The following is a 26,110-nucleotide window of genomic DNA, read 5'->3' as shown; positions in this document are numbered from 1 at the left end:
GTGTCCCGTTTCGACCACGACTCCGTCCGGCGCACGCCGTTCCTGCGGACCTCGCAGGACGGCGGTGACGACGGCTTCGTGCTGCTCGAAACCATCGTGGCCATCAGCATCATCACGATCGTCATGACTGCCCTCGCCGCGTTCTTCGTCACGACGATCTCGACCACCTCGCAAGAGCGTGTCCGTCAGCAGGCAACGCAGATCGCCGACACGGCCACCGAGACCATCCGGGGTATGCACGCCTCGGACACCTATCTCGGCCACACCTTGGCCATGACGGGTAGCCAGTTCGCCGCCGGCGCGCTCATCAGCCAGGTCAGTCCCTGGCTGGCCGATATGACGGCGGCGACTGACACCTCGACCAGTCTGGCCACGCCGAACCTGTCGACGACCGGTACGACCACGGTTCTGAACAACGTCACCTACACCACGAACACCTACCTCGGTTGGTGTTTCGTGCCGGCCACCGGATCGACGGACTGCGTCAAGACCTCGAGCGCGACCTCGGACCTGAGGTACCTGCGGGCCGTCGTCGCGGTGACCTGGCCTGACCGCCACTGCCCGGCCTCGACCTGCGCCTACGTGACCTCGACCCTGCTGAGCGCCGCTCTGGATCCGACGTTCAACATCAACGCCACTCCCCCGGCCGTTCCGATCGTCAGCAACCCGGGCAATCAGACGTCCTACGCAGTCAACGACAGCGTCAGCCTCCAGATGGCCGTTCAGGCCAACACCGGGGTTGCGCCGTTCACCTGGTCGGTCACGGCCGGCAGCCTGCCACCGGGTGTTTCGATGGGGCCCACTGGCAACATCACCGGGAGCCCGTCGAGCCAGGTGACCAGCCAATCGGTGACGATCACCGTTACCGACGCCTTCGTCCGCTCTGCTTCGGCCACCTTCACCTGGTCGATCCTGCCCGCCCTCGTTGCGGCCGACCCCGGCCCACAGGCTTCGGTCACCGGGTCCTTGATCACCCCGTTGACGGTGACCGCGTCCGGCGGCGCCGGCGCTCCCTACACCTGGACGGACCCGAGTTCGTCCCTGCCGCCCGGGCTGTCGCTGGCCACCTCGAACAACAACGCGGTCATCTCCGGAAGGCCGACCACACCTGGGGTGTACTCGGTGACCCTGGCCGTCGCCGACAAGACCGGCACGCGCAAGGACACCGTCGCCTTCAACTGGACCGTGACCTATCCGCCGCTGGCAGCCAGCATCCCCACCAACCAGACGAGCACCGTCAGCACCGCGACAACCGGGCTGCAGCTAGCCGCGGGCGGCGGGGACGGCAACTACGTCTGGAGTGATCCGACCTCGTCGTTGCCGGCCGGCCTCTCGATCAGCACGGCCGGTCTCATCTCCGGAACGCCCACGACGGCCAAGGTCAACACGGTGACGCTGAAGGTGAGCGACCCCACGGCGGGCGGTTCGTTCTCCGACACGGTGACGTTCACCTGGACCATCGCCGCCAAGCCCACGATCGGGCTGCCGATCGCGCAGACCAGCACCGAGGGCAACACACCCGTCGTCGCCGTCGCCTACACCTGCCCGAACACGGCATGCACGATCACGCTCACCAACCCGGTTCCCGGTATAGGCCTGAGCGCATCCTCCGGGGCCAGCACCACCAACAACGGCACGGTGTCGCTGGTCGTGGCAGCCACCAGCGGCACTGTCTACCTCAATGGCCAGGTCGCCGCCACGGCGGTGACCGGAACCAACACCAGCGCGACGTACACGCCGAAGGTGCAGATCGTCGACGCCTCGGGAGCGACGCCGGCCACCACGACCTCGACGTTCTCCTGGCAGGTCTTTACGCCGCCGACCATCGCGACGCTGGGCAGTCGCTCGGTGTCCGAGACCGGAACGCCCACCGACGGCTTCGCCTACACCTGCCCACGGCCCAACTGCACGATCGCCCTGAACGGGACGATGGTTCCCGGTCTCGGCCTGAGCACCTCGGCCACCAACGCCTCGACCAATGCGGCGACGTCGGTGACGGTGAGCGGCAACGGAACGATCTATGTCAACGGCCTCGTCGGTTCGACCGCCGTGACCGGGACCGCCACCAGCGCCACGTTCGCCGGCCTGTACCTGAGCATCGCGGACACCAGCGGGCTCACCGTCGCCAACACGATCAGCAAGGCGACGTACACCGCCTACGTCGTTCCGACCCTGTCGGGCACCAGTTCGATCACCACCAATGCGGGATCGGCCGGCCAGGGCACGTACACCTACAGCTGCCTCGCCGGTTGCACGGCCACCATCGCTTCGGCGCCCGCGGGCATCGGGCTGACGACGACGAACAATTCCACGACCGACAACACCAGTTCCGCGAGCAAGACACTGACGGCGACGACGGGCACCACCACGGCAACGTTCTACGCCAACGGCACCGTCACTCCCACCGCGACGAAGACCACGTATTCCACGGTCATCACGCTGACCGACGCCGGAGGCGTCACCCTGACCGCCAACGTCGCCTGGAAGGTGAAGTGATGTTCACGCTGCACCCCCGGGTCCGCGACGGCGCCGAGCACGATCCTGACGACCGCGAGGCCGGTACCAGCATGCTGGAAGTCGTCGTGGGCATGGCGCTCATGTCGATCTTCATGGCCATGTTCACCGGCGCGATCCTCTTGATGACCAAATCGACGAGCAAGGCCGAGTCGATGACCAACGTGTCGACGCAGACGAACAACGCCTTTCTCAAGCTGGACAAGATCGTTCGGTATGCCGCCGACATCAGCACGCCTGGGCAGTCGGGCGGCTCCGGCGCCTGGTACGTCGAGATCAGCACGACGAACACCGGGCCGCAGCTCTGCACCCAATTCCGGATCGATCTCGCCACGAACCAGTTGCAGCAGCGAAGTTGGACCGTGCTGTCCACCGGCGCCGCGACGCCGATGAACCCGGCATGGATTCCGCTGGCCGGTCAGGTCACCAACGGCGATGCCGCCGCCGGCAGCACGCAGCCCTTTCAGCTCTCGACCGGTTCTGGTGCGGTGTACGAGCAGCTGACGGTCCGCCTGCAGACGACCGATGGTTCGGCCAACACGACCAGTACCAACAACTCAACGGTGACGTTCTCGGCGGTCAACTCGAGCCTGTCGAACACCGCAGCCACCCCTTGCCAGCAGTTGGGACGACCATGAGCCCGCGTTCGCCTCGCGTCAGCCCGCGAGCTGTATTCAGCCTGTTTCGGCAGGGAGACGACTCCGAGCGGGGCAGCCTGCCGATGGTCATGCTGGTCATGGTGGTCGGCGCTCTGTTGAGCGGTCTGCTCGTCCCGGTGGCCCTCGCCCAGGACCGCAACACGACCTTCGCGGCAAGCCGTGTTCGTGCACTGGACGCCGCCCAGGCCGGCATCGACATCGCCGTCGGCCGGATCAGGGCCGCCCAATCGAGTTCCAACTCGAGCATCGGCGACAGCACGAAGCTGCCGTGCGGGACGATCTCCGGCTCCTTGAGCGGCAACAGCACAGCGACCTACGCGGTGACCATCAGCTACTACCCCAGCGGCAAGGACCCTGTCGTCAACCCGACCGCGACGCCGATGGTCTGCGTGGCCGGCTACGGAACCTACGACGTCGCCTCCGGAACCCTCACTCCCAAATACGCACTGTTGACTTCGGCCGGAAAGGACGGCGTGGCCGCCAACGGCAAGAGCTCAGGGCGCACGATCGTCAGCACGTACGTCTTCCAGACCAGCAACACCAACATCCCGGGTGGCGTCATTCGCATCTACCCCGCCGCCGGCGCGACGGTCGCTTACTGCATGGATGCCGGATCCGCCGCGCCCGCCGCGGGACAGAGCGTAAGCCTGCAGGTGTGCAGCACGACCACGCCGCCGGTTGCGCAGCAGGTGTTCGCCTACCGAAACGACCTGACCATCCAGCTGCTGTCGTCGGTGACCAGCACCTATCCGAACGGTCTGTGCCTCGACGCGCCCTCGGCGACCGCCGGCGCATCGCTCGTCCTCAATGCCTGTGCCGTGCTGGGCAGCCCGGGCTACACGCAGATGTGGAGCAGCGACGACAGCGCTCACCTGCGTGGATCGCTGGCGGACAAGTCCAACACCAGCAACGTGTGCATTCACGCGGCCGGTCAATCGGCCGGTCAGGTGGTGACGATCGCCACCTGCGCCGGCAGCGTCACCGACCAGTACCAGACGTGGGTGCCGTCCCCCAGCGCCGGGACCGGACAGTCTGGCGCCGGCAACCAGCAGCTGGTCAACTTCCAGCAGTTCAGCCGCTGCCTCGACGTCACCAACCAGACCACGGCGGCCTCCGGCGGCGGGTCGTTCCTGATCATCTACAGCTGCAAGCAGAATCCCAACCCCACCAAGATCGCGGGCAACCAGAGATGGGTGTCGGCACCGTCGCTGTCCAGCGCGCTCAAGCCCACGGTGGGTGAGTGGATCACGCAGTTGAACGCGACGTATTGCATGACCAGCCCGCTGTCGCTGGGTGGGTACGTCAGCGTCCAGCCCTGCGCGACTACCTCGACCAGTCGCACGACCTGGACCACGTACCAGACCAAGGACAGCAGCGGCAATGATCTGTCCTACGCCGACCTGTACACGGTCAAGGATTCGAACAACATGTGCCTCGGGCTGAGTCCGAACAGCGACGTCTACAACGGCGCCTACTACAAGGCGATCGTGACGACGTGCGACGGCTCGACATCACAGAAGTGGAACGCCAACCCGGCCATCTCCAGCTCCGCGCTGCAGAACACCCGCGAGCAGTAGCCGCCCGCGGGCATCGGTCCTCAGCCGGCCAGTTCGAGTTCCATCCGAGCCGGGTGCTCGGACCGCGACCGGCTGACCGCCATGATCCGTCGCAGCTTCAGCGACGAGGCAGCGGCGGCAAGGCAGAACACCACCTGCATGACGATGAACACCGCCGGCAGGTGCAGGCCGAGCAACGCGCTGGACAGGATCGGGCCGATCGCCGTGGCCACCGTTGAGGCACCGGAAACAGCAGCCATGGTCCGGCCGGTTGCCCCTTCGGGCGCCAGCGCGGCGGCCAGCGGCGACAGGATCGGGGCCATCATGGTCTCACCGAAGGACAGCGCCGCGAAGCCGATCATCACGAAGGCACCGTCGAATCCCCCGATGATCAGGGGTAATCCGAAGATCAGCCAGCAGCCGACCCAGAGCAGAGCACAGATCGCCAGCAACGAGGTCAGCGAACGCCGCTTGGTGTAGGCCACCACGGGGCCGGTCAGCACCGCCACGAGGATGGCGTTCATCGCCACGGCGGCGCCGAGCAGGGACGGCTTCACGGTGGTCGCGTCGAGAATGTAGGCGGGCAGGCCGGCGTCGTACTGCGCGTAACAGGCGAGCGTGATCAGCAGCGAGACCCCGAGCAGCCAGAGGACGGGGCGCTTGGCGAGAATGCTCCGATACGACACGGTCTCCGCCGCGCCTTGTCCGGCCAGGACGCCACTGTGCGCACCGCGTCCGGCCAGGCCGACGGCGAGCGCGCTGATCAGCGCCGATAACACGGCGACGGCGTACACCGGTCGCATGGCCTGCTGGCTCGACAGGTCGACCAGCACCCCGCCGATCGCCGCACCGGCCGCCGCGGCCAGGTTGATCGCGATGAACTGCCAGGCGAAGACGTCTCGACGACGCTCGATCGGCGTGCGGGCGAGCAGGATGACCTGGATCGCGGGTTGGGCCAGCGCCAGGGACGCACCGAAGCCGGCCGCCACCGCCCAGATCATCGCCGGGCTGCTGACCAGCACGAGCAGGCCGGTGAAGGCGGCCAACGCCAGCCGTGACAGGACCGCGACGAGGGTCGGGTTGGCACGGTCGGCCAGCCATCCCGCCGCGGGAGCGGCGACGATGGAACCGACGGCAAAGGCCGTGAAGGTGCCGGCGGCGACGCCGGCGCCGAGACCGCGCGCGGTGGCGATGTCGGCATACAGGAACGGGAAGACCGCACCCCAGCCCGCTGTGGCGAGAGCACCGCCGGACAGCAGGACCAGGGTCCGCCCGAGACCGGAACGCACTGGAACTCCTCATTGCTTGTTGCCAGCGGCGCGCGCGGAAGGCGGCCACCGCTGTGGTGTGGTTCACTCGACTTCGAAATCGAAGTTCGATATCGAAATGATAGTACACTGTTCAACATGGCGAGGTCCTCGGATAATCCCGGCTCGTCGACCCCTGCCCGGCTACCCCGGCGGCGGGCGTCGGAGGAACTGACGGAGTATCAGGCCGCGGTGGCCGGCTATACGGCCGCCGGAGCCGACGAAACCGTGCAGCGCGTCGTCACGGCCCTGGCTCGCATCACCAAGCGACTGGACACCTTCTACCGGTCCCAGCTGGCCGCGCTGGATCTGCAACGCGGCGACTGGGGCGTTCTGCAGGCTCTGGCTTTGAGTCCGGACGGCGGTTGCTCCACCCCGTCCCAGCTCGCCGATGCCACCGGAGTGTCCCCCTCGACCATGACCCATCGGCTCGATCTGCTCGCCAACCGCGGCCTGGTCGAACGCACCGCAGACCCGCTCAACCGCACCCGCAGCAAGGTCCGACTGACCAGGTCGGGACGCGACTTGTTCAACCGTGCGATCCAGGACGCTGACGTCGCCGAGTCCGAGGTGCTGTCCGCCTTGGACCCGGACGAGCGACGGCGTCTCGCCGACGTCCTGGAACGGCTGCTGGCCGGCATTCCCGGTTGAGGCTCGTGAGCCACGGCTCGGTTCAGCCTGCCGGCGGTGAGACCGCCCCGGCGACGTGGGAATAGTTGAACGCTCAACAGAGTTCTGCCCTGCGTACACCACCGAAGGAGCAGCCATGTCCATCTTTCGTTTGAATCACGCCGTGCTCTACGTCCGCAACGTCGCCGAGAGCGTGGCGTTCTACCGGGACGTGCTGGGCTTCGACTACATCGAGGGCGGCGACGCCATCACCGGAGCGGCCTTCCTGCGGGCTCCCGGCTCCACCAACGATCACGACCTCGGCCTGTTTCAGGTCGGAGACCAGGCGGGACCGTCGCCGGCCGGACGAAGCACCGTCGGCCTGTACCACCTGGCCTGGGAAGTGGACACGCTCGGCGATCTCGAAGACCTGCTGGGCCGGCTGGCCAACGCCGGCGCCCTCGTCGGCGCCTCCGACCACGGCACCACGAAGTCCCTGTACGGCCAGGATCCCAACGGCCTGGAATTCGAGATCGTCTGGATCCTGCCTGCCGACGCCACGACCGACGCCGACCGCGCCGCCTCGAAGCGAATCGGTGCGCTGGACCTGCAACGCGAGATCGCCCGCTTCGGTCGGAGCACGCCCGGCGGCGTCGGCGTCTCCCGCTGATCTTGGCCATAGTGCGGCCCGAACTTTGGTCAGCCCCGGCGTGTCGCCAAAGTTCGGGCCGCACTATGCGCGGGGAAGGGAGCCAGACGCGCGGGCGTAGGTTTGGGTCATGGACTTCAGAACCTTGGGCAATTCAGGCTGCGCCGTCTCCACCCTGTGCCTTGGCACCATGACCTTCGGCGCGGAAGCCGACGAAGCCGTCTCCCACGAGCAGCTCGACCGGTTCGCGGCCGCCGGTGGCACGCTGATCGACACCGCCGACGTCTACTCCGCCGGAGTCTCGGAGGAGATCATCGGCCGCTGGTTCGCCAGCCGTCCGAGCGACGTCACCGAGCCGATGGTGCTGGCCACCAAGGGGCGCTTCCCTCTGGACGGCCACCCCAACGGCAGCGGCCTGTCCACGCGGCACCTCACCCGCGCCCTGGACAGCTCGCTGCGCCGGCTGGGACTGGACTCCGTCGATCTCTACCAGGTCCATTCGTTCGACCCTCACACGCCGCTCGAGGAAACCCTGCGAACCCTGGACGGATTCATCCGGGCCGGCAAGATCGGCTACTACGGCCTGTCCAACTTCACGGGCTGGCAGCTCACCAAGATCGTGCACCTGGCGCGGCAGTTGAACCTGGCCCCGCCGGTCACCCTGCAACCGCAGTACAGCCTCATCGTCCGCGAGATCGAATGGGAGATCGTGCCGGCCGCGATCGACGCCGGGCTCGGGCTGCTGCCGTGGAGTCCCCTCGGTGGGGGCTGGTTGTCGGGCAAGTACCAGCGCGATCAACGGCCGACCGGCGCCACCCGGCTGGGTGAGGATCCCGGCCGCGGCATGGAGGCCTGGGAACGCCGTGGGTCCGAGCGCACCTGGACCATCATCGAGGCGGTCCAGACTGTGGCCGAGCAACGCGGCGTGAGCATGGCCGAGGTCGCGCTGTCCTGGATCACTGCCCGCCCCGGAGTCACTTCGACGATCCTGGGCGCTCGCACGCTTGAACAGCTGGAGACCAACCTTCGTTCGTCCGATCTCGCCCTGACGGCAGAGGAGACGGCCACCCTCGAGGCCGCCAGCGATCTGCACGCCACGGATTACCCCTACGGCGCATTGGGCATCGAGCAGCGCAGCCGCGAGCTGGTTGGTGGCCGCTGAGCGGTAGCGCCGCTCGCCACCCGTTGAGGTTGCCCTTGTTGCGCCAGACCACCCGTTGAGGTTGCCCTTGTTGCGCCAGACCACCCGTTGAGGTTGCCCTAGTTGCTGGCAACAAGGGCAACCTCAACGAGCTTGGCCGGCCGGACTACGCGGAGGGTCGCACCCCGGTGGCGTCGAGCAATTGCTGGGCATCGTCGTATACCGCCAGCGCAACCATCGGACCGGCCTTGATCCGCTGCGCGAACAACGCCGTCAGCGGATCCAGCCGGAGAGCCAGATAGCCCTCCGGCGCCCCGCCGACGAGCGTGACCGGAACCGATCGGCCACCCACCGACGTCCGGTCAACCGCCAACTGTCCCCAGTGCAAGCGGAACCGGAACCACGCCGGATCCGAGCCAGCCGGCAGCCGGTCCACCGGGTAGGCGATAGTGCGCCGGTTGAGCCAATAGGCCTTGGCCACCGACAGATCGGGCTTGGCGCCCGGCTTGGCGGTCGCCACGGACACGGCATGCGTCTGCGAGTCATAACTCAACGTGGTCACGACGTTGTCGCCGTCGACGGTGAAGGAGACGTTGCCGCCGTTGGCCACTCCGCCCGCCCCGTAGTTGACGTCCCAGTTCAGTCCCAGAGCGACCTTGAAGTCATACGTCCCGGCTGGGATCTGCGTTGTCGACAAGGTGTAAACGCCGTCGCCGTCCGGGTCCTGCAGCCATGAGCGCATGCAGGCAGGATCCCAGTCGGCGGCGCAACCCATCTCGGACTGGAACGAGCCGGCCGCCACCGCGATCGGACCCTGCGCCGTGGAGGACACGTAATGCGTTCGATGGTCGTAGAAGAACGAGATCGGCGTCGTCCCGTCGGAGCTGAACTCGATGTTGCCACCATTGAGCACCGCACCTGCCCCGTAGTTCTCGTCCCAGGTCTTGTTGATCGCCGCCTTGTAGGCGTACGGACCGGCAGGCAGGGTGTAGCTGCCCTTCCAGATCGCGTCGTTGGGATCCAGGCTGAGCTGCGCCTGCGCGCAATCCGGCGACCAGTCCGCCGGGCATCCCATCTCGGAGTTGTCACTGCCCGGGACGGAGACCGCGGCGGGCTGCGTGACCGCCCCGACGCCGCCGCTGCCGCCCTTGGCCGGGGCGTCACCGACGATGCCGTAGGTGGAGGTCGCCGAGGTGTGTCCACGGTTGTCGGTGACCACCATGCGGTACTCCAGCAGCGTTCCCTTCGCAACACCGGACACGTCGTGGAAAACCCGGTACGGAGCATTGTCGTCGGTACCGAGTTTCTGCCAGTCCGTCGTGCCGACCGGACGGTAGCCGAAGCTCACCTGTACCGGAGTATTGGCCGGTACCGCAGCGCGAATCTCAGCCCGGTCGGCCACCACGCCCCCGGCACTGGGACTCTGCGGGTACACCGGCACGGCCCTGCGGCTACGCGGAATCGAGCGGCTCGCCTTGAACACCCGCACCGACATCGGTGCAACGGTGACCGTGACCGAGCCATCCCGTCGCGACAGCAGTCGCGGACCGCCACCATAGATCGGCGCGAACAGCGCGCCCGGGGTGTACGTCGGGAAACTGGCGGTCTTGGCGGTGTCTGCGTTGTTCGCCACGACCAGGTACTCGTGTTGCCCAGTCCGTGAGGCACTGGCCGACGCCCCGCCCGACGCCGCACCGGACACCCCGCCCGACACCCCGCCCGACACCCGGCTGACCGCGAAGATGCCGGTGGAGTCGGAGGAATACCGCGGAATCTGCGCTCCGTCGGCCAACGCCGGATTCGCCTTGCGTAGCGCGGACAATCCGGCGATCGTGCGGAACATCGCGCCCGTAGTCCCGTAACGGTCCATGCTGCCGGGCGTGCCGCCGATGACGGTGTCGTCGTTGTAGCTGGCAACCTTGCTGGCAAACATGTCCTGCCGGGCGTCCTGGTCCCCGCCGTCGCCGGTGAAACCCTGCTCGTCGCCGTAGTACACGACCGGTTGGCCGCGCAGGGTGTACATCAGAGCGTGGGCGAACTGGTCCTTGGCCAGCGACCCCCCGACGAAGTTGCCGACCCGTCCCATGTCGTGGTTACCGAGGAAAGTCGGCAGGTCATAGGCGTTGGAATCGGTGTCGGTGTAGTAGTCGTCGCCGGCGAACAGATCACTCAACGTCGACGTCGGTTTGCCGTTCGTCACGGCCACCGCGGCGGACTGAAAACCGAAGTCCAGAGTCGCGGGCAGCTTGGCCGTGGTGGAGTAGATGCTCTGGAACTTCGGGTCGGCGTCGAAAACCTCGCCGAACATGAAGAACTTGGAGTTGCCGTCCTGCTTGGCCTGCTGGAGCATCGCCGGCGAGAACTTCTGCCAGAACTCGGTGTTGACGTGCTTGGCCGTGTCGATCCGGAAGCCGTCGATACCGAAGTCCACCCAGGCCTTGTAGATGTCCTCCATGCCCTTCTCGACCTTGGGCTGCTCGGTGAACAGGTCGTCGAGGCCGGCGAAATCACCGTAGGTCGCCGACTCACCGGCATAGGTCGAGTCGCCTCGGTTGTGATAAAGCGTCACGTCGTTCAACCACGCCGGCGTCTTGGCGGTGGCGTCAGCGGGTTTGTCGAACACCGGGGTGTACGGGAAGGACTGGGCATTGAGCGCCGGGAAGTTCGGCGAGTTCACGAAGTCCCTGTCGTCGAAGGTGTTTCCGGCGGCGTCCTTGTACGGCGCGGTCGCCTTGCTGATGTAGGTGTACTGCTTCTGCGCGTTGTCGATGACGTCGGCGGTGTGGTTGGTGATGATGTCGAAGAAGACCTTCATGCCCTTCTTGTGCGCGGTCGCAATGAGCGTCTTCATATCCGCGTTGCTGCCCAGGTGGGGATCGATGTGGGTGAAGTCGGTGATCCAGTAGCCGTGATAGCCGGCCGATTCGCTGCCCGGGGGGCCCTGGACGGGCTTGTTCACAAACGAGGGCGTCAGCCAGAGAGAGGTGGTTCCGACCTTCTTGATGTAATCGAGCTTGCTGATGAGGCCCTTGAGGTCACCACCGTGGTAGAAGCCCTTTGCCGTGGGGTCGAAACCCGTCTGCAGACGATCACCGGTGCGGCCGCCGGAGTCATTGGTCGTGTCGGCGTTGGCGAACCGATCCGTCATGACGAAGTAGAACTGTTCCCGGGTCAATGGCTGGCGCAGCGAAGGACCGGCGATCAGCTTGTCCGCCGGCGTGACGGCCGGGGACGGTAGGTCCGTCGGGGTTATCGAGACCCGGTGGGTGGTGTCGGAGTACGCGAAATCGAGCGTGGCGGTCCCGGCCAGCACGAGCGGGATGTTCGCTCCCCCGGCGGCTCCACCGGCCCCGTAATTCTCATCCCACGATCCGTTGACGGCGATCTTGAACTCGTATGCGCCGGCGGGGAGCGTGAACCGGTGAGCGTAGGTATCCGGGCCCGTCTGAGCGAGCTGGGTCGCCGGGCACGCCGGTTGCCAGTCGTCTGGGCATCCCAGCTCGCTCTGCAACGATCCGGCCAGAGTGATCGTCCGGGCCGCGGGATCGGCCGCGGGGCCGGCCGCGTGGGCGGGCGGGCCCACCGCGAACAGCGACGCGACGACCACGACGGCCGCGGCCACTGTGCTGGTGAGCCGGCGGGCCGACGGACGGGCAGCGGCAGTTCGTGGGCGCATCGCGGGCCTCCGGAAGACGAGTGGGACGCTCAGAGACGGATTTGCGCGGAACGTTATATCCCAAGCGCTTACACCGGGAGGGTTTCGTAAGAATTAAGCAAGAATTAAACGTGAATCACCTAAGTGCCGACGAAGACCACGGCCGCGGCGCTTACTCGGCGTCGCATCGGCGGTCGGCTGAGCTCGCGCGGACAACCTGCAGTCGCCGCGGATTGCTTCCGGTTTTGTCTACTACTTAAATAGAAATAGTTAGTCAGCAGCCGGGCGGACGGACAGCACCGGGCAGTTCGCGGACAAAATGATGTGCTGGGCGTTGCTGCCGAGCAGGAGCTTGCCCACCGCGGAGCGTCGGCGCAGACCCACGACGATCAGATCGGCCGACACCTCCTCGGCGATGCGCAAGACTTCCTCCGCGACGTCGCGCGCGTCGGTCACCTGACGGATCTCCGACGGGACGCCTTCGTCGTGCAGGCGCTGCCGGACCGCGTCGAGGTCGCGCTCGTCGGCGAAAGTGGGGTCCGCGAAGTTCGTGCCCACGGCGACGTTGAGCACCAGAATGGACGTTCCGGCGAGCTTGGCCGCCTGGACGGCCGCATTCATAGCGGCGAAGCCCTCGGCCGACGGGACATAGCTCACCAGGATCGTCATCGCAGCCTCCAGACGCGAACGGGCACGATGCCCGCCCCGTCGCGATCATAGGGCCAGGGCCCCGGCACCGTCGACGCGCGATCCAGCTCGACGCCGCCCTCCCTTGTGTCGTAGGGCTGCGGCAGACTGCTGAACAGGCCGGGATCACCGGCGGCAGGGTGCACGGGCACGTCGGTACTGGAGCGGCAGATGGCAACACGAAGCACCAAGGGACTCAGCACCGAGGCGGTGACCGAGCTGCGTGAACGACTGGAGAAGGGCAAGCGGCCTCGTGTGCAGTTCTCCGGGCCCCAGTTTCCCGATGGCGCTACCGGCACCGTTGTGCGCGTGGGCGATCCGACGGTCGACGGCAGCGACTACATCACCGTGCGCGTCACGGTCAACGGCACGGCCGACGAGCTCGCCTTCGCTGCGAACGAGCTGGCGCTCCCCAGCCGCGGCGCGCGAACGAAGCCACCCTCGGCGGCTCCGCGGGTCAGGCGCGCCGGTGGGCATACCGCCCCTGGTGCGGGATCCAGCGATCCCAAGCCCTCCTCCCCGGTGCCGTCGGTCACCCCGGCCACCGGCACGGCGCCAGCGCTGACCGATCCCAGCCACCCAGGCGTCGGGCCAGCACCGAGCGCGCGTCCTCGCCCGACGGCAGGCCGCCCGGCCGGGAAAGCAGCGGCACCCGCCGCCACAGCCTCGTCCACCGCCTCGTCCGTCTCGCCGGGTGACAGGGCAGCAGGTAGGGCAGCGGACAAAGCAGCAGACAGGGCAGCGGGCAAAGCAGCAGACAGGGCGGTCGCCCCGTCATCGGCGGCAGGGGCCTCGCGGCGCAAGCAACCTTCCGTCCCGAAGATCGCCATCACCATCGCCTCGGCCGGCGCCACCTGGTCGGTCACCGCGCTGAGGGGTGCGAAGTCCGTGGCCAGGGCTGTGCCAGTGCCCGCCGGGGTGGTGACGAGCATCGCTGAGTTGATCTCCCACGAGGGCATCGAGATCGCCGTCGCCGAGGTGAACGAGACCGCCTACGCCGAGGCCCAGGACCGAGCCGATCGGCTCCGCGCCGAACTCGCTCAGCTCGACGCGGTGCTGGCCGCGCACCGGGCCAGCCGATGAGCAGCGGTAGCGTCGAGCAGATGCGCCCACACACTGACGACTCCACGCCCTCGACGTGGGCGGCCACCCCGCCGCCGATCGCCGACCGCAAGCCGAGCCTGCGGACTCAGCACGGTGACGAATTCGTCGACGAGTACGAGTGGCTGCGCGACAAGCAGAATCCGGAGGTGATCGATTACCTCAATGCAGAGAACGAATACACCGAGGCTCGCACGGCGCACCTGGGCCCGGTGCGCACGGCGATCTTCGACGAGATCAGCGCTCGTACCAAGCAGACCGATCTGTCCGTGCCCGTCCGCAGAGGCGACTACTGGTATTACTCCCGCACGGTTGAAGGTTTGCAGTACGCGATCCACGCCCGAGTTCCCGCGGCGACCGACGAGCCGCCGGCCACCGAGGACGGCGCGCCGCCGGCCGAGCAGATCCTGCTCGACGGCAACCTCGTCGCCGGCGACTCGGAGTTCTTCTCCCTCGGCGCGTTCACCATCTCACCGGACGGCCGGTGGCTCGCCTACTCCGTCGACCTGACCGGCGACGAACGCTTCACGCTACGGGTGCGCGAGACCGCCACCGGTCGCGACCTTGCCGACGAGATTCCCGGTGCGTACTACGGCGCCGCGTTTTCCGCCGAAGCCGACGTCGTTTTCTACATCACCGTCGACGAGTCCTGGCGGCCCAACCAGGTCTGGCGACATGTGGTGGGAACGCCTACGGCGCAGGACGTCGTTGTGTTCTCCGAGTCGGACGAGCGCTTCTGGGTCGGCATCGGGCTCACCCGTAACCAGCGGGCGATCCAGATCGCCACCGGCAGCAAGCTGACCAGCGAGGTCTGGTTCATCGACGCGTCGGCACCGTTCTCCGATCCGGTGGTCGTCTCGCCGCGACGCGAGGGTGTCGAGTACGACGTCGAGCACGCGGGCGACCACCTGCTCGTCGTGCACAACGACGGTGCGGAGAACTTCGCGGTGTCCCGCGCCGAACTCGACAATCCGACGTTGTGGGTTCCGTTCATCGCCGGTGATCCGGCCCGGCGAATCGTGGGCATCGACGCCTTTGCCGACCACGCGGTGCTGTACGAGCGCCGAGACGGCTTGACGAAGCTCTCGGTGCTAGCGCGCACCGAAGCCGGTTACGGGGAACCGGCCGAGATCACCTTCGACGAGACGCTGTACACCGTCGAGCCCGACAGCAACCCTGAATGGTCGACCGGAATGTTCCGCTTGGGGTTCGAGTCGATGGTGACGCCCTCCTGCGTGTTCGACTACCGCGTCGCCGACGGCGAACTGGTCCTCCGCAAGCAACAGCCCGTCCTCGGTGACGTCGACCTGAGCCGGTACGTACAGAGCCGGGAGTGGGCCAGCGCCCCTGACGGCACTCGGATCCCACTGTCGATCGTCGCCCGGGCCGATGTGGTTCGCAACGGCGAGGCGCCGGTCGTTCTCTATGGTTACGGCTCCTACGAGCATTCCATCGACCCGTACTTCTCGATCCCGCGGTTGTCCTTGCTCGACCGGGGCGTCGTGTACGTCATCGCCCACATCCGAGGCGGCGGCGAACTGGGACGGCCCTGGTACGAGCAGGGAAAACTCCTGCACAAGCTCAACACGTTCACCGACTTCATCGCGGCCGCACGTCACCTGGTGGACTCCGGCTGGACCACCCCAGCGCGCATCGTCGCTCAGGGTGGCAGCGCCGGTGGCCTGTTGATGGGGGCGGTGGCCAACCTTGCCCCGGAGGCGTTCGGGGGCATTCTCGCCCAGGTTCCCTTCGTCGACGCCCTGACCACGATTCTCGATCCGTCGTTGCCGCTCACGGTGACCGAATGGGAGGAGTGGGGTAACCCGTTGGCGGATCCAGACGTGTACGCGTACATGAAGGCTTACACGCCTTACGAGAACATCCAGGCCACGCGGTACCCGCCGATCCTGGCGATGACCAGCCTCAATGACACCCGGGTCTATTACGTCGAACCGGCCAAGTGGGTGGCCAAGCTGCGCGCCACGATCCCGAACGCCGAGGCCGTCCTGCTCAAGACCGAAATGGACGCCGGCCACGGCGGGCGCAGCGGGCGTTACGACCGCTGGCACGAGATCGCGTTCTATACGGCGTGGCAGCTCGCTGTCCTCGGCGTGGCGAACGACCCGGTGGCCTAAGCAGCGCCGGGGTCCCTGCGACAGCCGCAGCGGCCGCGTCGGCGTCCACGTCCACGTCCGCAGCGTAGGCGGCCGCAGCGTAGGCGGCCGCTGGCGACTACAGCTCCGACAGCAGTACATCCAGCTTGTCGTAACCCTCGTTGACACCCACGTCCATGCCGCTGGCCAGAATCAGGTCACGGATCTTCAGGCTCTCCACGACCGATACACCGATCGCAAGGGTCCGGCCGTTCCCGAGGTCGGAGAATGTCATCGTTTCCAGGCTCACGCCGTCCGGGGCTCCCTCGTAGGTGAAGGTCTGCACCAGCCGGGAAGACGGACGCATCTCGTGGAACGATCCGTAGAAGGAGGCGATTTCCTCGCCGCCACGAACCGCGACATATCGCCAGCTGCCACCGGTACGGGCATCCCAGTGATCGATGCGCATCTCGGTGTCCTTAGGGCCGAGCCAGCGCCGAACCAGCTCCGGTTCGGTCCAGGCTCGGAAGAGCTTGTCGGGGCTGGCGGCAAACTCCCGGGTGATCGTGATCGTCGGCAGATTGGGATCGGCCTCGATCTTGGTCTCAGGCGCGGTCGGCTGAGTCGTGGACGTGCTCATGATGCTGCTCCTTTTCGTGGTGCGGGACGGGTTGGTTTCTCGATGAGCCGGCCGTCGTCGTCCAGCGCGGCAAGCACGGCGTCAAGCCGGCGATAGCGTTCTTCGGCACGCGCACGATACTTCTCGATCCATGACGTCATCAGGTCGAACACCTCGGCTTCCAGATGGCATGGGCGGCGCTGCGCATCCTTGGTGCGGGTCACCAGTCCGGCGTCCTCGAGCACCTTCAGATGCTTGGAGATTGCCTGCAGCGAAACGTCGTACGGCTCGGACAGTTGCCCGACGGTCGCGTCACCGCTGGTGAGGCGAGCGACCAGATCACGCCGGGTCGGGTCGGCCAGCGCGGCAAAGACTCGGGAGAGTCGATCGTCGGCCGTCACTCTCAACCCCCCGCCTTAATCAACCAATCGGTTGATTAAAACGGTAGCTCCGACCTGAGCGGGTCGTCAACTCTTTGGTTGAATAAAGTCTGACCGGGCAGCCGCGCAGTCGCTCAGAGTTTCCTGGGTGCGCCAGAGGTCGCTGACGTCGTTCAGAGGTCGCTGTCGCCCGCGCCGGCCGCCAGCGCCGACCAGAACGGGACGCGGACGCGTGACTCCCCCGTTGGCGGACCATTCGTCACCACCGCGTCGCGATGGCTTTCACGGCCGCCGAACTCGTTGCCAACGTAGTCGGCCAGATTGCGTCCGTACTCGACCACGTCGGTCTGCACCACCGACAACACCGGGGCCGGACCGCGACCTCGGCCCGAGGGCAGATACCGATGGCCGTATACCGGGATCAGCACCGGGACCGCTGCGAGGAACTCGAGGGCCTTGGCCCGCGCAGCGGCCACCTCCACCGGGCGCGTACCCCAGGACCGTGGCCAGAACCCGTTGCGCAGCACGTCGAACAGCACTCCGTCGACCGGACGCCGCAACCACGACAACAGCTCCTTGCTGGCTTGTCCGGCAATCACCGCAGCAACGGCGTCCGCGCTGGAATCCACGCCGAGACCAGGACCAGCTCCGGGATCCACGCCGAGACCGAGCTCAGCGCCGTCATTCACGCCGAGACCGGAATCCGTACCGAGGCCAGGACCAGCCTCCAGCTCGGTCACTACGACGTCCCAGCGTGGCCAGCCCCGACCTCGAGGAACGGCCAACCGAAGGAACTCAGCGTGCTCCGCGCTGAACTCGAGCTCATACCGAGCTTGGATCGTCTCGAGCTGCGCCGAACTCAATCCCCGGCTGAGCGCGATCTGCCGCCGACGGAGGACGTCGACTGCCTGCTCGGCGATGCTCGGCACCGAGGGATCCTCCCACAAGCGGTGGGCGCTGTTCTCCTAACCGTCGGTCAATCCCGGTCGAGGCTGGTGCAGACGCACACCCGGTTGCCGTCTGGATCGGCCAGCACGGTGAACGACGGCGCAGCTTCGTCATCGACAACCGTGCCGCCGGCGGCCACCGCGGCCGAGATCCGTTCGGCGGCCGACTCGGGAGCGAGCCACAGGTCGAAGTGCCAACGCTGGCGGGGCGTGTCGTGCGGGCTCGTTGCCTGAAACCACAGACTCGGAACGCGCCCCGTCGGATCGAAGACCGAGTCGAAGATCTTGTTCTTGCTGCTGCCCGTCAGCAGCGCCGACCAGAACGGCCCGAGCGCGTCCTCGTCGGCCGTATCGAGCGCGAGCTCGAGCTGCGTCACCGCCGAAGGCTCCGGCGTCATACCCGCCTGCCGGGCCAGCTCGCTGATAGTGCGTGCGAGCTCGATGTCCTTGGCGGTGACCCAATAACCCTTCTCGTGCGTACACAGCGACACGTCGATGACGCCGTAGGTCATTTTCAGGTCCGGATGATGGTTGGCGGCTTCGGCCGCCTGGGCCACCGCTGCGATGAACGCGGCGCCGGCGTTGAAGTCGGCAATCCGGTAACGCGCGTGCAACGCCTGCGCGAGCTTTCGCCAGTCATCAAGACCGGCCTGCGCGATCTGCTCGTTGGAGAGTGTGTCCATGGGCCAACTCTGGCACGGTGTACCGACAACGGTCAGAGATCGACCGTGAGCCGGACGGTGACGGTGTCACCGACGTCCAGTTCCTCAGCCCGGCGCACCGCCGCCTTGACCGGCACGATGTAGCGGCCGTCCTTCGGAAACAGCGCCGTTGTCCAATCGGTGCCGCGGATCCGGGCGCTGACCGGGATCATGCCCCACCCGTAGCTGACCAGCGACGAGGTCGCCTCCAGCTCCACGCTTTGCTGGTCCGGAACCGTGACGAAGTGGAAGGGAGCCGGACCCTTCCAGAACCAGATCGGACCGCTGAACTCTATGTCCATGTGCCCTCCATGGGCCCAGAATAGGACCGTCGATGCCACAGTGCGGGTTGACGATGAGTTTCGTGGGCCGGGCAGGTCCAATGAGTGACGACACCACGACGGAGGCGACGATGAGCGGCGTACGAGTACTGGTCGGCACGCGCAAAGGGGCCTTTGTGCTCACCTCGGATGAACGGCGAAAGGACTGGACGGTGGCCGGACCGCACTTCGCCGGCTGGGAGGTTTACCACGTCGCCGGCTCACCGGCCGACCCGAACCGCATCTGGGCGGCACCTTCGGGGGGCTGGTTCGGTCAGGTCATCCAGCGTTCCGACGACGGCGGTCTGACCTGGGCGGCGGTCGGCAACGACTTCAGCTACTCCAGCCCCGCCGGCGAGCACCAGTGGTACGACGGAACCCTGCGTCCGTGGGAGTTCGCCCGGGTCTGGCATCTCGAGCCTTCGCCCACCGACCGTGACCTGATCTACGCCGGCATCCAGGACGCCGCGCTGTTCCGCAGCACCGACGGTGGCGACTCCTGGCAGGAGCTCGCCGGCCTGCGTGAACACGGCTCCGGGCCGCAATGGCAGCCCGGCGCCGGTGGTATGTGTCTGCACACGATCGTCCTGCACCCGACCGAGAAGGATCGCATGACCGTGGCCATCTCGGCGGCCGGAGTGTTCCGCACCGACGACGGCGGACTGTCCTGGCGGCCGATCAATCAAGGGCTGCTGTCAGACGGCATCCCCTCGCCCGCGGCCGAGGTCGGACACTGCGTGCACAACCTCGCGATGCACCCCGACCGTCCGGAGACCCTGTACATGCAGAAGCACTGGGACGTCATGCGCAGCGATGACGGTGGCGAGCACTGGCGCGAGATCAGCGGCAACCTCCCCAGCGACTTCGGCTTCCCCATCGCCGTGCACGCCCACGAGCCCGACACCGTCTACGTCGTGCCGATCACCAGCGACTCCCAGCACTTCCCGCCGGATGGCAAGCTGCGGGTCTACCGCAGTCGCAGCGGCGGCACGGAGTGGGAAGCGCTGACCGAAGGTTTGCCGCAGGAGAACTGCTATGTCGACGTGCTGCGTGACGCGATGACAGTGGACAACCTCGACGAGTGCGGTGTGTATTTCGGCACCACCGGCGGCCAGGTGTACGCCTCGGCCGACGGCGGCGACCGCTGGGCACCGATCGTCCGCGATCTGCCGCCCGTGCTGTCGGTGGAGGTACAGACGCTATGACCATTCGTGTGCTGCTGCCCGCGCATCTTCGCCAGCTCGCCCACTGCGAACGCGAGATAACACTCGAGGCCGAGCCCACGCAGCGCGCTGTGATCGACGCTCTGGAACAACGCTATCCCGCACTCCGCGGCACCATTCGGGATCCGGCCACCGGCCGGCGCCGGGACTTCGTCCGGCTCTTCGCCTGTCATGAGGATCTGTCCCACGAGGCGCCGGACTCCGAGCTCCCGGCCGCGGTCGCCGACGGCACCGAACCGCTGCGCATAGTGGGCGCGATGGCCGGAGGCTGAGGCCTCACCACGCCGTGCGGCACCGGCACCGGCGCGGGAACGCTCCTAGCAGCGAGCTCGGTCAGAGCGGGCGGCGGGCCTGGACCGTCAGGGCACCCATGCGCCCCTGCACGGGGCCGGACCCGAGTCGCGTCGTCATCACGGCGCCGATCTTCTGGGTCAGCGCGTGGGGATCGCCGTGAGCCTCCAGCTCGTAACGCAGCGGCGATCCCAGGCAGAATCCCTCGGCCAGCTTGGCCGCCGACTCCGCCGTGCCCGACAACACGACCCGATCGATCTGGACGTCGACGAGGCCACCGGCCTGCAGATCGGCAGAGATCTGTTCGTCGTCGTGGTACCCGTGCGGAATTCGAGTGACGAAGTTGGCGTCGGTGCCGGGCAACACCGACACCAATCCGTCAACCACGGCCTGGGCGAACTCGGAAGCCGCCACGGCGTCCCACAGCCCGAGTAGCAGCGTCCCGCCAGGCCGCAGCACGCGGGCGGCCTCGGCGTAGGCAGCGGGTTTGTCGGGAAAGAACATCGCCCCGAACTGGCACATCACGAGGTCGAAGCTCGCATCGTCCTGCGGTAGCTGCTGGGCATCAGCGACCTGCCAGCGAGCGTTGCCGACCCTCGCCCCGCCGTATTCCACCATTGCCGGATTCAGGTCAGTGGCCACGAGGTGTGCCTGGGGCATGGCCTTCGCGAGCGCGGCGGTGGCGATGCCCGTACCGGCAGCGAGCTCGAGGACGTCGGTGGGCGCCAGAGCCGCCGCGATGCCGGCGAGGTGCTCGGCGAACGGCGCGAACAGCGTCGGCCCCAGACACCGGTCATAGATCTCTGGCATGGAGCCGGCCCACCGCGCATCATCGCTCATCGGATGAGCATCCACCTCCGGCGGCGTGCGGTCCAGAGCCCTGTCACGCGTCGAGGGTGCTCAGATCCGGCGGTACGTCGACGGCATGCAACTGCAACGCATCCAAGGGCACCAGAGCCAGCACGGCCTCGTTCGTCGAACTCAGCACCACCGGAGCGGCAACGCCGTCGTTGAACGCCCGGGCCCAGTTCGAGGCCGTCACACACCACCGATCCCCCGGCACCAGACCGGGAAAGCCGTACTGGGGCCGCGGAGTCGACAGATCGTTGCCGATCCTGCGCTGATGCTCGAGGAACTCCGAGCTCACCACGGCGCAGATCGTATGACTGCCGAGGTCTTCCGGGCCGGTGCTGCAACACCCGTCCCGGAAGAACCCGGTCATCGGTTCAGTGCCGCACGACTGCAGTTCCCCGCCCAGCACATTGCGCTCGCTCACCAGTGCAGCATCCTCCACTCGAGGCCGCCCTGTCCGATGGCGTCACGAACCCGCTCAGCTGCCCAGGTAGGTCAGGGCCTGCCCCATGAGCGAGGCCTGTTGCGCTGCGGTTCCGTACGCCTCGAACGGGAAGGCCAGGAACATCACCTTGTAGGTCCCCGACGCCACCGTCAGCGCATCGGGCGCCCCGGAGTCGTCGGTGAAGGCGGGGGTGGCCGGCGCTATCGGGGTGATCTGGTCCTCGAAGTTGGCGTTGAGCACCGAATGATCCAGCGGCACCGATCCGATCCCGTTCGTGACCGGGTTACCGGTGACCCCGTGAACCGCGACAGTCGCCTTGTCGTTCTGGACGTCCGTGCCGTCCCAATTGATGTGCAGGTAGTCGTGGACGAAGGTCGTCGTTCCGGCCGCCTGATCGAGAATGTCCTGCCCGGACATGAACAGCCGGCCGCCACCGTCCAGCAACGCCTTCAGTTCCGACTCATACGGCGTGATCGGAGCGGGATAGGAGTTACCGGTGAACCAGACCACGGTCTTGTGAGCGGTCAGGTAGGACTGCGGCAGCACCGGATGAGCGAGCAGATCCCACGTGCTGAAAGCGGTTCCGTTGGCCGTCAGCGCGGCCTGGTACTTGGCGGCCACGTCTGGTGCGTTGTTGTCGTTGTCGACCAGCAGGGTGTCGACGGCCACCGCGATCGTGGTGAGCGTCGCACTTCCCGACACCGAACTGTCCCCGTCCGACGTTGCGGTGAGGGTCGTGTCGCTGGTGACGTCGTTGGCCGCCGTGGCCGGGACGGTGACCTTCACGCACACATCGGTGCTGCTGCCGGGCTGCAGCACGACTGTGCTGGTCATCGCCGTGGTGCAGGTGGCGTCATAGGTCGCTGACGTCCACGAGCCGGCGGTGGACAGGGTGTAGCTGTCGGCCTTGTAACCGTTGTTGGTCACGTGTTCCACGTAGCTGGCCTGCTGACCCACCCGAGCGCCACCGGTCTGCGCGGCCGGAGTAACGGCCACTGCGTTGGCGGGAGCGATCGGCGTGACGTGCGGGCTACCGGTCGTGCTCACGCCCTGGTCGGAGCGGACCCGGATGCCGTCGTTCACGATGGACTTCACCCCGCTGGAAAGCCGGGGCGCGATCCGGGTCGAGTACGTCAGCACGATCGAGCCGCCCGCGGGGATCGACAATCCCCGCCAGGTGACCACGCCCCCATGGGACGTACCTCCGTTACCGGCAAAGGAGAAACTCGTGTGCGCCGGGATCGGATCGGTCACCTTGACCCCGGTTGCGGCCGCGTTACCCAGGTTCTTCACCGTGATCGTGTAATCGATGTTGCGGCCGGGTCCCACGGGCAGACCGCTGTCCTTCTTCGACACCACGAGCGCCGGCTCGGCGTTGCGGTTGGTCAAGGTGTAGGCACCACGACCGTGCGTCCCAGCCGCCAGCACGCCGTGGCTCGGGTCGTAGTCCAGCTGCCACACCGCGACCTTCGGCATTCCGCTGCCCAGCCGGAGCCAGGAATGTCCGCCGTTGGTCGAGACGAAGGCGCCGACGTCGGTTCCCACGTAGACGGTCCGGTGGTCCGAGGGATCCAGCACGACGCTGTTGACGGGGATGTCGGGCAGGTTGGCGCTGACGTCCTGCCAATGCTTGCCGCCGTCCGTGGTGGCGAAGACGTGCCCGCGCCGGCTCGGGGTCGCTGCGCCGAAGCCGGCGTAGGAGGCGTAGGCGATCCGCCAGTTCGAGCGGTCGACCGCGAACTGGGTGACCGGCCGGTTGGGCAGCCGGTTCTGACCGACCTGCGTCCAGGTGGGCGAATCGGAGGTGACCGCGTTCGGGCTCACCGACACGACACCGTCGTCGCTACCGACATACACACCGTCACCGCCGTCAGCCAGGCCGATCGCGCTGATGAGGCAGCCGCGGGCACCGTTCGGTGCGGCTCCGGTGCAGCCGGTCGTCAGGTCGCCACTGATCGGGGTGAAGTGCACGTCCCCGGCCTTGGGGGCCTCGACGTTGTCACTGCGGTACAGCCGGTAGGTGCCGAGGAACATCTGGTTGACGTTGCCGCGGTTCTGCACCCACGGGACGTAGAACTCCGACCGGTCCTTGAGGTTGATGCCGCCCCTGATGTACTCGTTGCCGAAGAACGTTCCCACCTCCGAGGGGTCGAATCGGTAGGGCGAGATCGAGTAGTACTCACCGAAGACGTAGGCCGCCGCGCCGGTCGGGTTGATCGGGTTGACCGTCGACTGGTCGACGATGACCTGCCCGCCGTCCCCGCTGGATTGATCGAACCAGCGGCTGTTGGCCAGGGAACTACGCAGCGTGCCGTTGTCCTGCGTGCCGCCCCAGTACTGACCGGCCACCTGCGGAACGGTGGCGATGCTGGTGAACTGGCTGATGGCCAGGCCGGTGGAGTGGATCAGGGCCGCGGTCGCCGGGTTCACGGTCCCGTTGAGGTCTTCCCAATCGGCCGCGGACAGCGGATCGGTCGCACCGTTTCGCCCACCGCCGGTCTTGGACTGCCATACGCCGCCGTCGTTGCCGATCGCGATGTGCTTGGTGTCGTTGGGCTGAAAGGCGAAGGCGTGGAAGTCCGGGTGCAGGTCGTAGCCGAGGCTCTTCCAGGTCTGACCGCCATCGGTGGACCGCCAGACGCCACCCGAGGGCGGACTGAAGTCATAACCGTAGAGACCCAGTACGTAAACGACGTTCGGGTTGGTGGGATCGACCTTGATCACGTTGTCGTAGAAGCACTGGGTGCCGCAGTAGCCCAGCACGCTGTCGCTGCCGGAGCCGGTAGGGGTCGCGTTCCACGTGACGCCGTTGTCGCTGGTCTTGTAGACCTGGCTCTCGTGATAGGCGTCGGTGTTGTCGAAGTAGTCGAAGCCGGTGTACACCACTGCGGGCGAGGACGCGCTGGGGCGGGAGATGCCGAGGGAGAAACGCGTTCCGCCTTCGAGGAAGTTGCCCTGGGGCAGGTTGCCGAGCGCGCTGGCCCAGGTCACGCCACCGTCGGTGGAACGGTAGATACCGTCACCCCAGAACGAGGCCCAGACGACCTTGGAGTTCTGCGGGTCCAGCACCAGGTCAGTGGCGCCGTGCAGTTCGTTGGTGGTGCCCTTGCGCAAGGTCCAGTGCCGACCGCCATCGGTGGATTCCCAGACGCCGTAAGGGGCCGAAGCGGGTGCAGAGGTTCGCCGGGCACCGCCGCGCCCGCGCAGGGTCGTTGCGTACAGGTGGTTGGCGTTGGCCGGATCAACGGCGATCGCCGACACGGCTTGGCCGACGAACAGGCTGGAAACGTGCTTCCAGGTCACGCCGCCGTCGGCGGATCGGTAGATCCCGTCGCCGTAGTAGCTGTCACCGGACAGGGCGCCCTCACCGGAGCCCATGTAAACCACGTTGTCGTTGCTGGGCGCGATAGCCAGTGCCCCGACCGACTGGGTGTCGCTGTCCTTGGTCCGCGAGGTCCAACTCTGGGTGGTGGCGTTGTAGGTCCACACGCCGCCCTGCGCCGCACCGAGGATGATCGTCCCGTCCTTGCGAATCGCAAGCGCGCCGATCCGACCCGAAACAGCCTCGAACGCGTTGGTCGTCCTGCCGTTCTGGACGATGGGGTTCGGGCCGATCTGGCTCCAGGTTCCGCCGCGCGCTGCGCCCCGCACACTGTCGTTGCCGATGCCCGAAGCCTTCGTGGACGCGCTGTTGCGCAGTCCAGCAGCCTGGCTCAGCGTCAGTTGGTCGTCGCCGGCGAGCAGGCGGCTCCAGTAGTAGGCGTCGCGCAACTTGTCGAAGCCCTGCTCGTCCGAGCCGTTGTCCTGCTGCCCCTTTGGCGTCCGCAGCACCGGGGTGTCGTCCTTGGGTGGTGCGGCCTGCCCCGGCGGGGCGAACGCCACCAGCATCGGAGCGATCAAGGCGGCTGAGGCAAGTAGGACACGGTACGAGCGCAAGCCGGATCGAGACATCGAGCCCCCAGAAGAACGGAGGGAGGCCCCGCGCGGGTGGGATCGCGGGCGAGAACTCCCGATATGTGACGTGGCGGAGTTTTCACCCGTACGCTTCATTTACGCAAGGGCTACGCACAAAGTTAACCCTTGCCATACACACAGGCCGCCCGCAGAGAATGCGAAGGTCCACTCCGTCGTGGGGCAGGAGGCGAGTACGAATGCGATACCGGCCGAGCGGACGAACGCAGAGTCGAACACAGAGACGAACGCAGAGACGAACGCAGAGTCGAACGCAGAGTCGAACGCAGAGTCGAACGCAGAGTCGAACGCAGAGTCGAACGCAGGGACGAACGCAGGGACGTACGCGGAGTCGACTGCGATCCGAAGCCGCCGTGCCCGTCGGCCTGATCGTGACCGGAGTGCTACTC

21 protein-coding genes are annotated in these 26,110 nt (G+C 67.0%); 10 read left to right on the top strand and 11 right to left on the bottom strand.

The features are described 5' to 3' along the window. From M6D93_RS05925 to M6D93_RS05915, 3 genes are read left to right on the top strand one after another with little or no spacing between them, the layout of a single operon-like run. A complete protein-coding gene (locus M6D93_RS05925; protein ID WP_249773441.1) occupies positions 1-2,496 on the top strand; it encodes a putative Ig domain-containing protein in 2,496 nt (831 codons plus the stop codon). After that, a complete protein-coding gene (locus tag M6D93_RS05920) occupies positions 2,496-3,152 on the top strand; it encodes a hypothetical protein (RefSeq protein WP_249773440.1) in 657 nt (218 codons plus the stop codon). The genes M6D93_RS05925 and M6D93_RS05920 overlap by 1 nt, the downstream gene beginning before the upstream one ends. Continuing rightward, entirely contained in the window at positions 3,149-4,750 is a 1,602-nt protein-coding gene (locus M6D93_RS05915; protein ID WP_249773439.1) for an RICIN domain-containing protein, read from the top strand. Before M6D93_RS05920 ends, M6D93_RS05915 begins: the two co-directional genes overlap by 4 nt. A 20-nt stretch (positions 4,751-4,770) precedes the next feature. Here the strand turns inward: M6D93_RS05915 and M6D93_RS05910 are convergent, their stop codons facing one another. After that, complete coding sequence (locus M6D93_RS05910) at positions 4,771-6,018, bottom strand: MFS transporter (protein WP_249773438.1); 1,248 nt, start codon at positions 6,016-6,018, stop codon at positions 4,771-4,773. Between the two features lie 117 nt (positions 6,019-6,135). Between M6D93_RS05910 and M6D93_RS05905 the strand changes: the two genes are divergently transcribed. From M6D93_RS05905 to M6D93_RS05895, 3 genes are all read left to right on the top strand, one after another. After that, entirely contained in the window at positions 6,136-6,687 is a 552-nt protein-coding gene (locus M6D93_RS05905; RefSeq protein WP_249773437.1) for a MarR family winged helix-turn-helix transcriptional regulator, read from the top strand. A 115-nt stretch (positions 6,688-6,802) separates the two neighbouring features. Further along, on the top strand, positions 6,803-7,315 hold the full coding sequence (locus M6D93_RS05900) for a VOC family protein (protein ID WP_249773436.1): 513 nt from the start codon (positions 6,803-6,805) through the stop codon (positions 7,313-7,315). 109 nt (positions 7,316-7,424) lie between these two features. After that, a complete protein-coding gene (locus M6D93_RS05895; protein WP_249773435.1) occupies positions 7,425-8,456 on the top strand; it encodes an aldo/keto reductase in 1,032 nt (343 codons plus the stop codon). A 145-nt stretch (positions 8,457-8,601) separates the two neighbouring features. Here the strand turns inward: M6D93_RS05895 and M6D93_RS05890 are convergent, their stop codons facing one another. Then, on the bottom strand, positions 8,602-12,111 hold the full coding sequence (locus tag M6D93_RS05890) for a pullulanase X25 domain-containing protein (RefSeq protein WP_249773434.1): 3,510 nt from the start codon (positions 12,109-12,111) through the stop codon (positions 8,602-8,604). A gap of 249 nt (positions 12,112-12,360) precedes the next feature. After that, entirely contained in the window at positions 12,361-12,759 is a 399-nt protein-coding gene (locus M6D93_RS05885; protein ID WP_249773433.1) for a universal stress protein, read from the bottom strand. A gap of 189 nt (positions 12,760-12,948) precedes the next feature. On the opposite strand from M6D93_RS05885, the gene M6D93_RS05880 reads away from it, so the two are divergent. Together M6D93_RS05880 and M6D93_RS05875 are read left to right on the top strand one after the other, a co-directional pair. After that, positions 12,949-13,860 (top strand): hypothetical protein, encoded by a 912-nt coding sequence (locus tag M6D93_RS05880; protein ID WP_249773432.1) that lies wholly within the window; start codon positions 12,949-12,951, stop codon positions 13,858-13,860. A 20-nt stretch (positions 13,861-13,880) separates the two neighbouring features. After that, the gene (locus M6D93_RS05875; RefSeq protein WP_249773431.1) at positions 13,881-16,013 is read left to right on the top strand and encodes a S9 family peptidase; all 2,133 of its coding nucleotides are present in this window, start codon (positions 13,881-13,883) and stop codon (positions 16,011-16,013) included. 97 nt (positions 16,014-16,110) lie between these two features. On the opposite strand, the gene M6D93_RS05870 is transcribed toward M6D93_RS05875, so the two are convergent. From M6D93_RS05870 to M6D93_RS05850, 5 genes are all read right to left on the bottom strand, one after another. Then, positions 16,111-16,611 (bottom strand): SRPBCC family protein, encoded by a 501-nt coding sequence (locus tag M6D93_RS05870; protein WP_249773430.1) that lies wholly within the window; start codon positions 16,609-16,611, stop codon positions 16,111-16,113. Beyond that, on the bottom strand, positions 16,608-16,991 hold the full coding sequence (locus M6D93_RS05865) for an ArsR/SmtB family transcription factor (RefSeq protein ID WP_249773429.1): 384 nt from the start codon (positions 16,989-16,991) through the stop codon (positions 16,608-16,610). The genes M6D93_RS05870 and M6D93_RS05865 overlap by 4 nt, the downstream gene beginning before the upstream one ends. 152 nt (positions 16,992-17,143) lie before the next feature. Continuing rightward, positions 17,144-17,899 (bottom strand): hypothetical protein, encoded by a 756-nt coding sequence (locus tag M6D93_RS05860; protein WP_249773428.1) that lies wholly within the window; start codon positions 17,897-17,899, stop codon positions 17,144-17,146. A 47-nt stretch (positions 17,900-17,946) separates the two neighbouring features. Further along, positions 17,947-18,600 (bottom strand): 4a-hydroxytetrahydrobiopterin dehydratase, encoded by a 654-nt coding sequence (locus M6D93_RS05855; RefSeq protein ID WP_249773427.1) that lies wholly within the window; start codon positions 18,598-18,600, stop codon positions 17,947-17,949. 32 nt (positions 18,601-18,632) lie between these two features. Further along, positions 18,633-18,920: a DUF1905 domain-containing protein gene (locus tag M6D93_RS05850; protein WP_249773426.1), complete on the bottom strand. Its 288-nt coding sequence runs from the start codon at positions 18,918-18,920 to the stop codon at positions 18,633-18,635. Positions 18,921-19,030: 110 nt separating this feature from the next. On the opposite strand from M6D93_RS05850, the gene M6D93_RS05845 reads away from it, so the two are divergent. Then, on the top strand, positions 19,031-20,143 hold the full coding sequence (locus tag M6D93_RS05845) for a WD40/YVTN/BNR-like repeat-containing protein (protein WP_249773425.1): 1,113 nt from the start codon (positions 19,031-19,033) through the stop codon (positions 20,141-20,143). Next, positions 20,140-20,433, top strand: a complete 294-nt coding sequence (locus M6D93_RS05840; RefSeq protein ID WP_249773424.1) for a MoaD/ThiS family protein — start codon at positions 20,140-20,142, stop codon at positions 20,431-20,433. Before M6D93_RS05845 ends, M6D93_RS05840 begins: the two co-directional genes overlap by 4 nt. Positions 20,434-20,494: 61 nt before the next feature. On the opposite strand, the gene M6D93_RS05835 is transcribed toward M6D93_RS05840, so the two are convergent. Genes M6D93_RS05835 through M6D93_RS05825 form a run of 3 tightly spaced genes read right to left on the bottom strand, consistent with a single transcriptional unit; the run spans position 20,495 to position 25,649 of the window. Continuing rightward, entirely contained in the window at positions 20,495-21,292 is a 798-nt protein-coding gene (locus M6D93_RS05835) for a class I SAM-dependent methyltransferase (protein ID WP_249773423.1), read from the bottom strand. Between the two features lie 43 nt (positions 21,293-21,335). After that, complete coding sequence (locus M6D93_RS05830) at positions 21,336-21,728, bottom strand: DUF2237 family protein (RefSeq protein WP_249773422.1); 393 nt, start codon at positions 21,726-21,728, stop codon at positions 21,336-21,338. A gap of 54 nt (positions 21,729-21,782) precedes the next feature. Next, a complete protein-coding gene (locus tag M6D93_RS05825; RefSeq protein WP_249773421.1) occupies positions 21,783-25,649 on the bottom strand; it encodes a hypothetical protein in 3,867 nt (1,288 codons plus the stop codon). Positions 25,650-26,110: the final 461 nt, after the last annotated feature.

This window comes from Jatrophihabitans telluris (assembly GCF_023516435.1).
In the GTDB taxonomy this organism is placed as follows: domain Bacteria; phylum Actinomycetota; class Actinomycetes; order Mycobacteriales; family Jatrophihabitantaceae; genus Jatrophihabitans_A; species Jatrophihabitans_A telluris.
This window is presented reverse-complemented; position numbering and strand designations above follow the sequence as displayed.

Coding starts and splice junctions, on each gene's coding strand:
- M6D93_RS05905 (WP_249773437.1), top strand. CDS start 6,136: ATGGCGAGGTCCTCGGATAATCCCGGCTCGTCGACCCCTGCCCGGCTA.
- M6D93_RS05890 (WP_249773434.1), bottom strand. CDS start 12,111: ATGCGCCCACGAACTGCCGCTGCCCGTCCGTCGGCCCGCCGGCTCACC.
- M6D93_RS05870 (WP_249773430.1), bottom strand. CDS start 16,611: ATGAGCACGTCCACGACTCAGCCGACCGCGCCTGAGACCAAGATCGAG.
- M6D93_RS05835 (WP_249773423.1), bottom strand. CDS start 21,292: ATGAGCGATGATGCGCGGTGGGCCGGCTCCATGCCAGAGATCTATGAC.
- M6D93_RS05920 (WP_249773440.1), top strand. CDS start 2,496: ATGTTCACGCTGCACCCCCGGGTCCGCGACGGCGCCGAGCACGATCCT.
- M6D93_RS05845 (WP_249773425.1), top strand. CDS start 19,031: ATGAGCGGCGTACGAGTACTGGTCGGCACGCGCAAAGGGGCCTTTGTG.
- M6D93_RS05855 (WP_249773427.1), bottom strand. CDS start 18,600: ATGGACACACTCTCCAACGAGCAGATCGCGCAGGCCGGTCTTGATGAC.
- M6D93_RS05875 (WP_249773431.1), top strand. CDS start 13,881: ATGCGCCCACACACTGACGACTCCACGCCCTCGACGTGGGCGGCCACC.
- M6D93_RS05840 (WP_249773424.1), top strand. CDS start 20,140: ATGACCATTCGTGTGCTGCTGCCCGCGCATCTTCGCCAGCTCGCCCAC.
- M6D93_RS05850 (WP_249773426.1), bottom strand. CDS start 18,920: ATGGACATAGAGTTCAGCGGTCCGATCTGGTTCTGGAAGGGTCCGGCT.
- M6D93_RS05895 (WP_249773435.1), top strand. CDS start 7,425: ATGGACTTCAGAACCTTGGGCAATTCAGGCTGCGCCGTCTCCACCCTG.
- M6D93_RS05915 (WP_249773439.1), top strand. CDS start 3,149: ATGAGCCCGCGTTCGCCTCGCGTCAGCCCGCGAGCTGTATTCAGCCTG.
- M6D93_RS05880 (WP_249773432.1), top strand. CDS start 12,949: ATGGCAACACGAAGCACCAAGGGACTCAGCACCGAGGCGGTGACCGAG.
- M6D93_RS05900 (WP_249773436.1), top strand. CDS start 6,803: ATGTCCATCTTTCGTTTGAATCACGCCGTGCTCTACGTCCGCAACGTC.
- M6D93_RS05885 (WP_249773433.1), bottom strand. CDS start 12,759: ATGACGATCCTGGTGAGCTATGTCCCGTCGGCCGAGGGCTTCGCCGCT.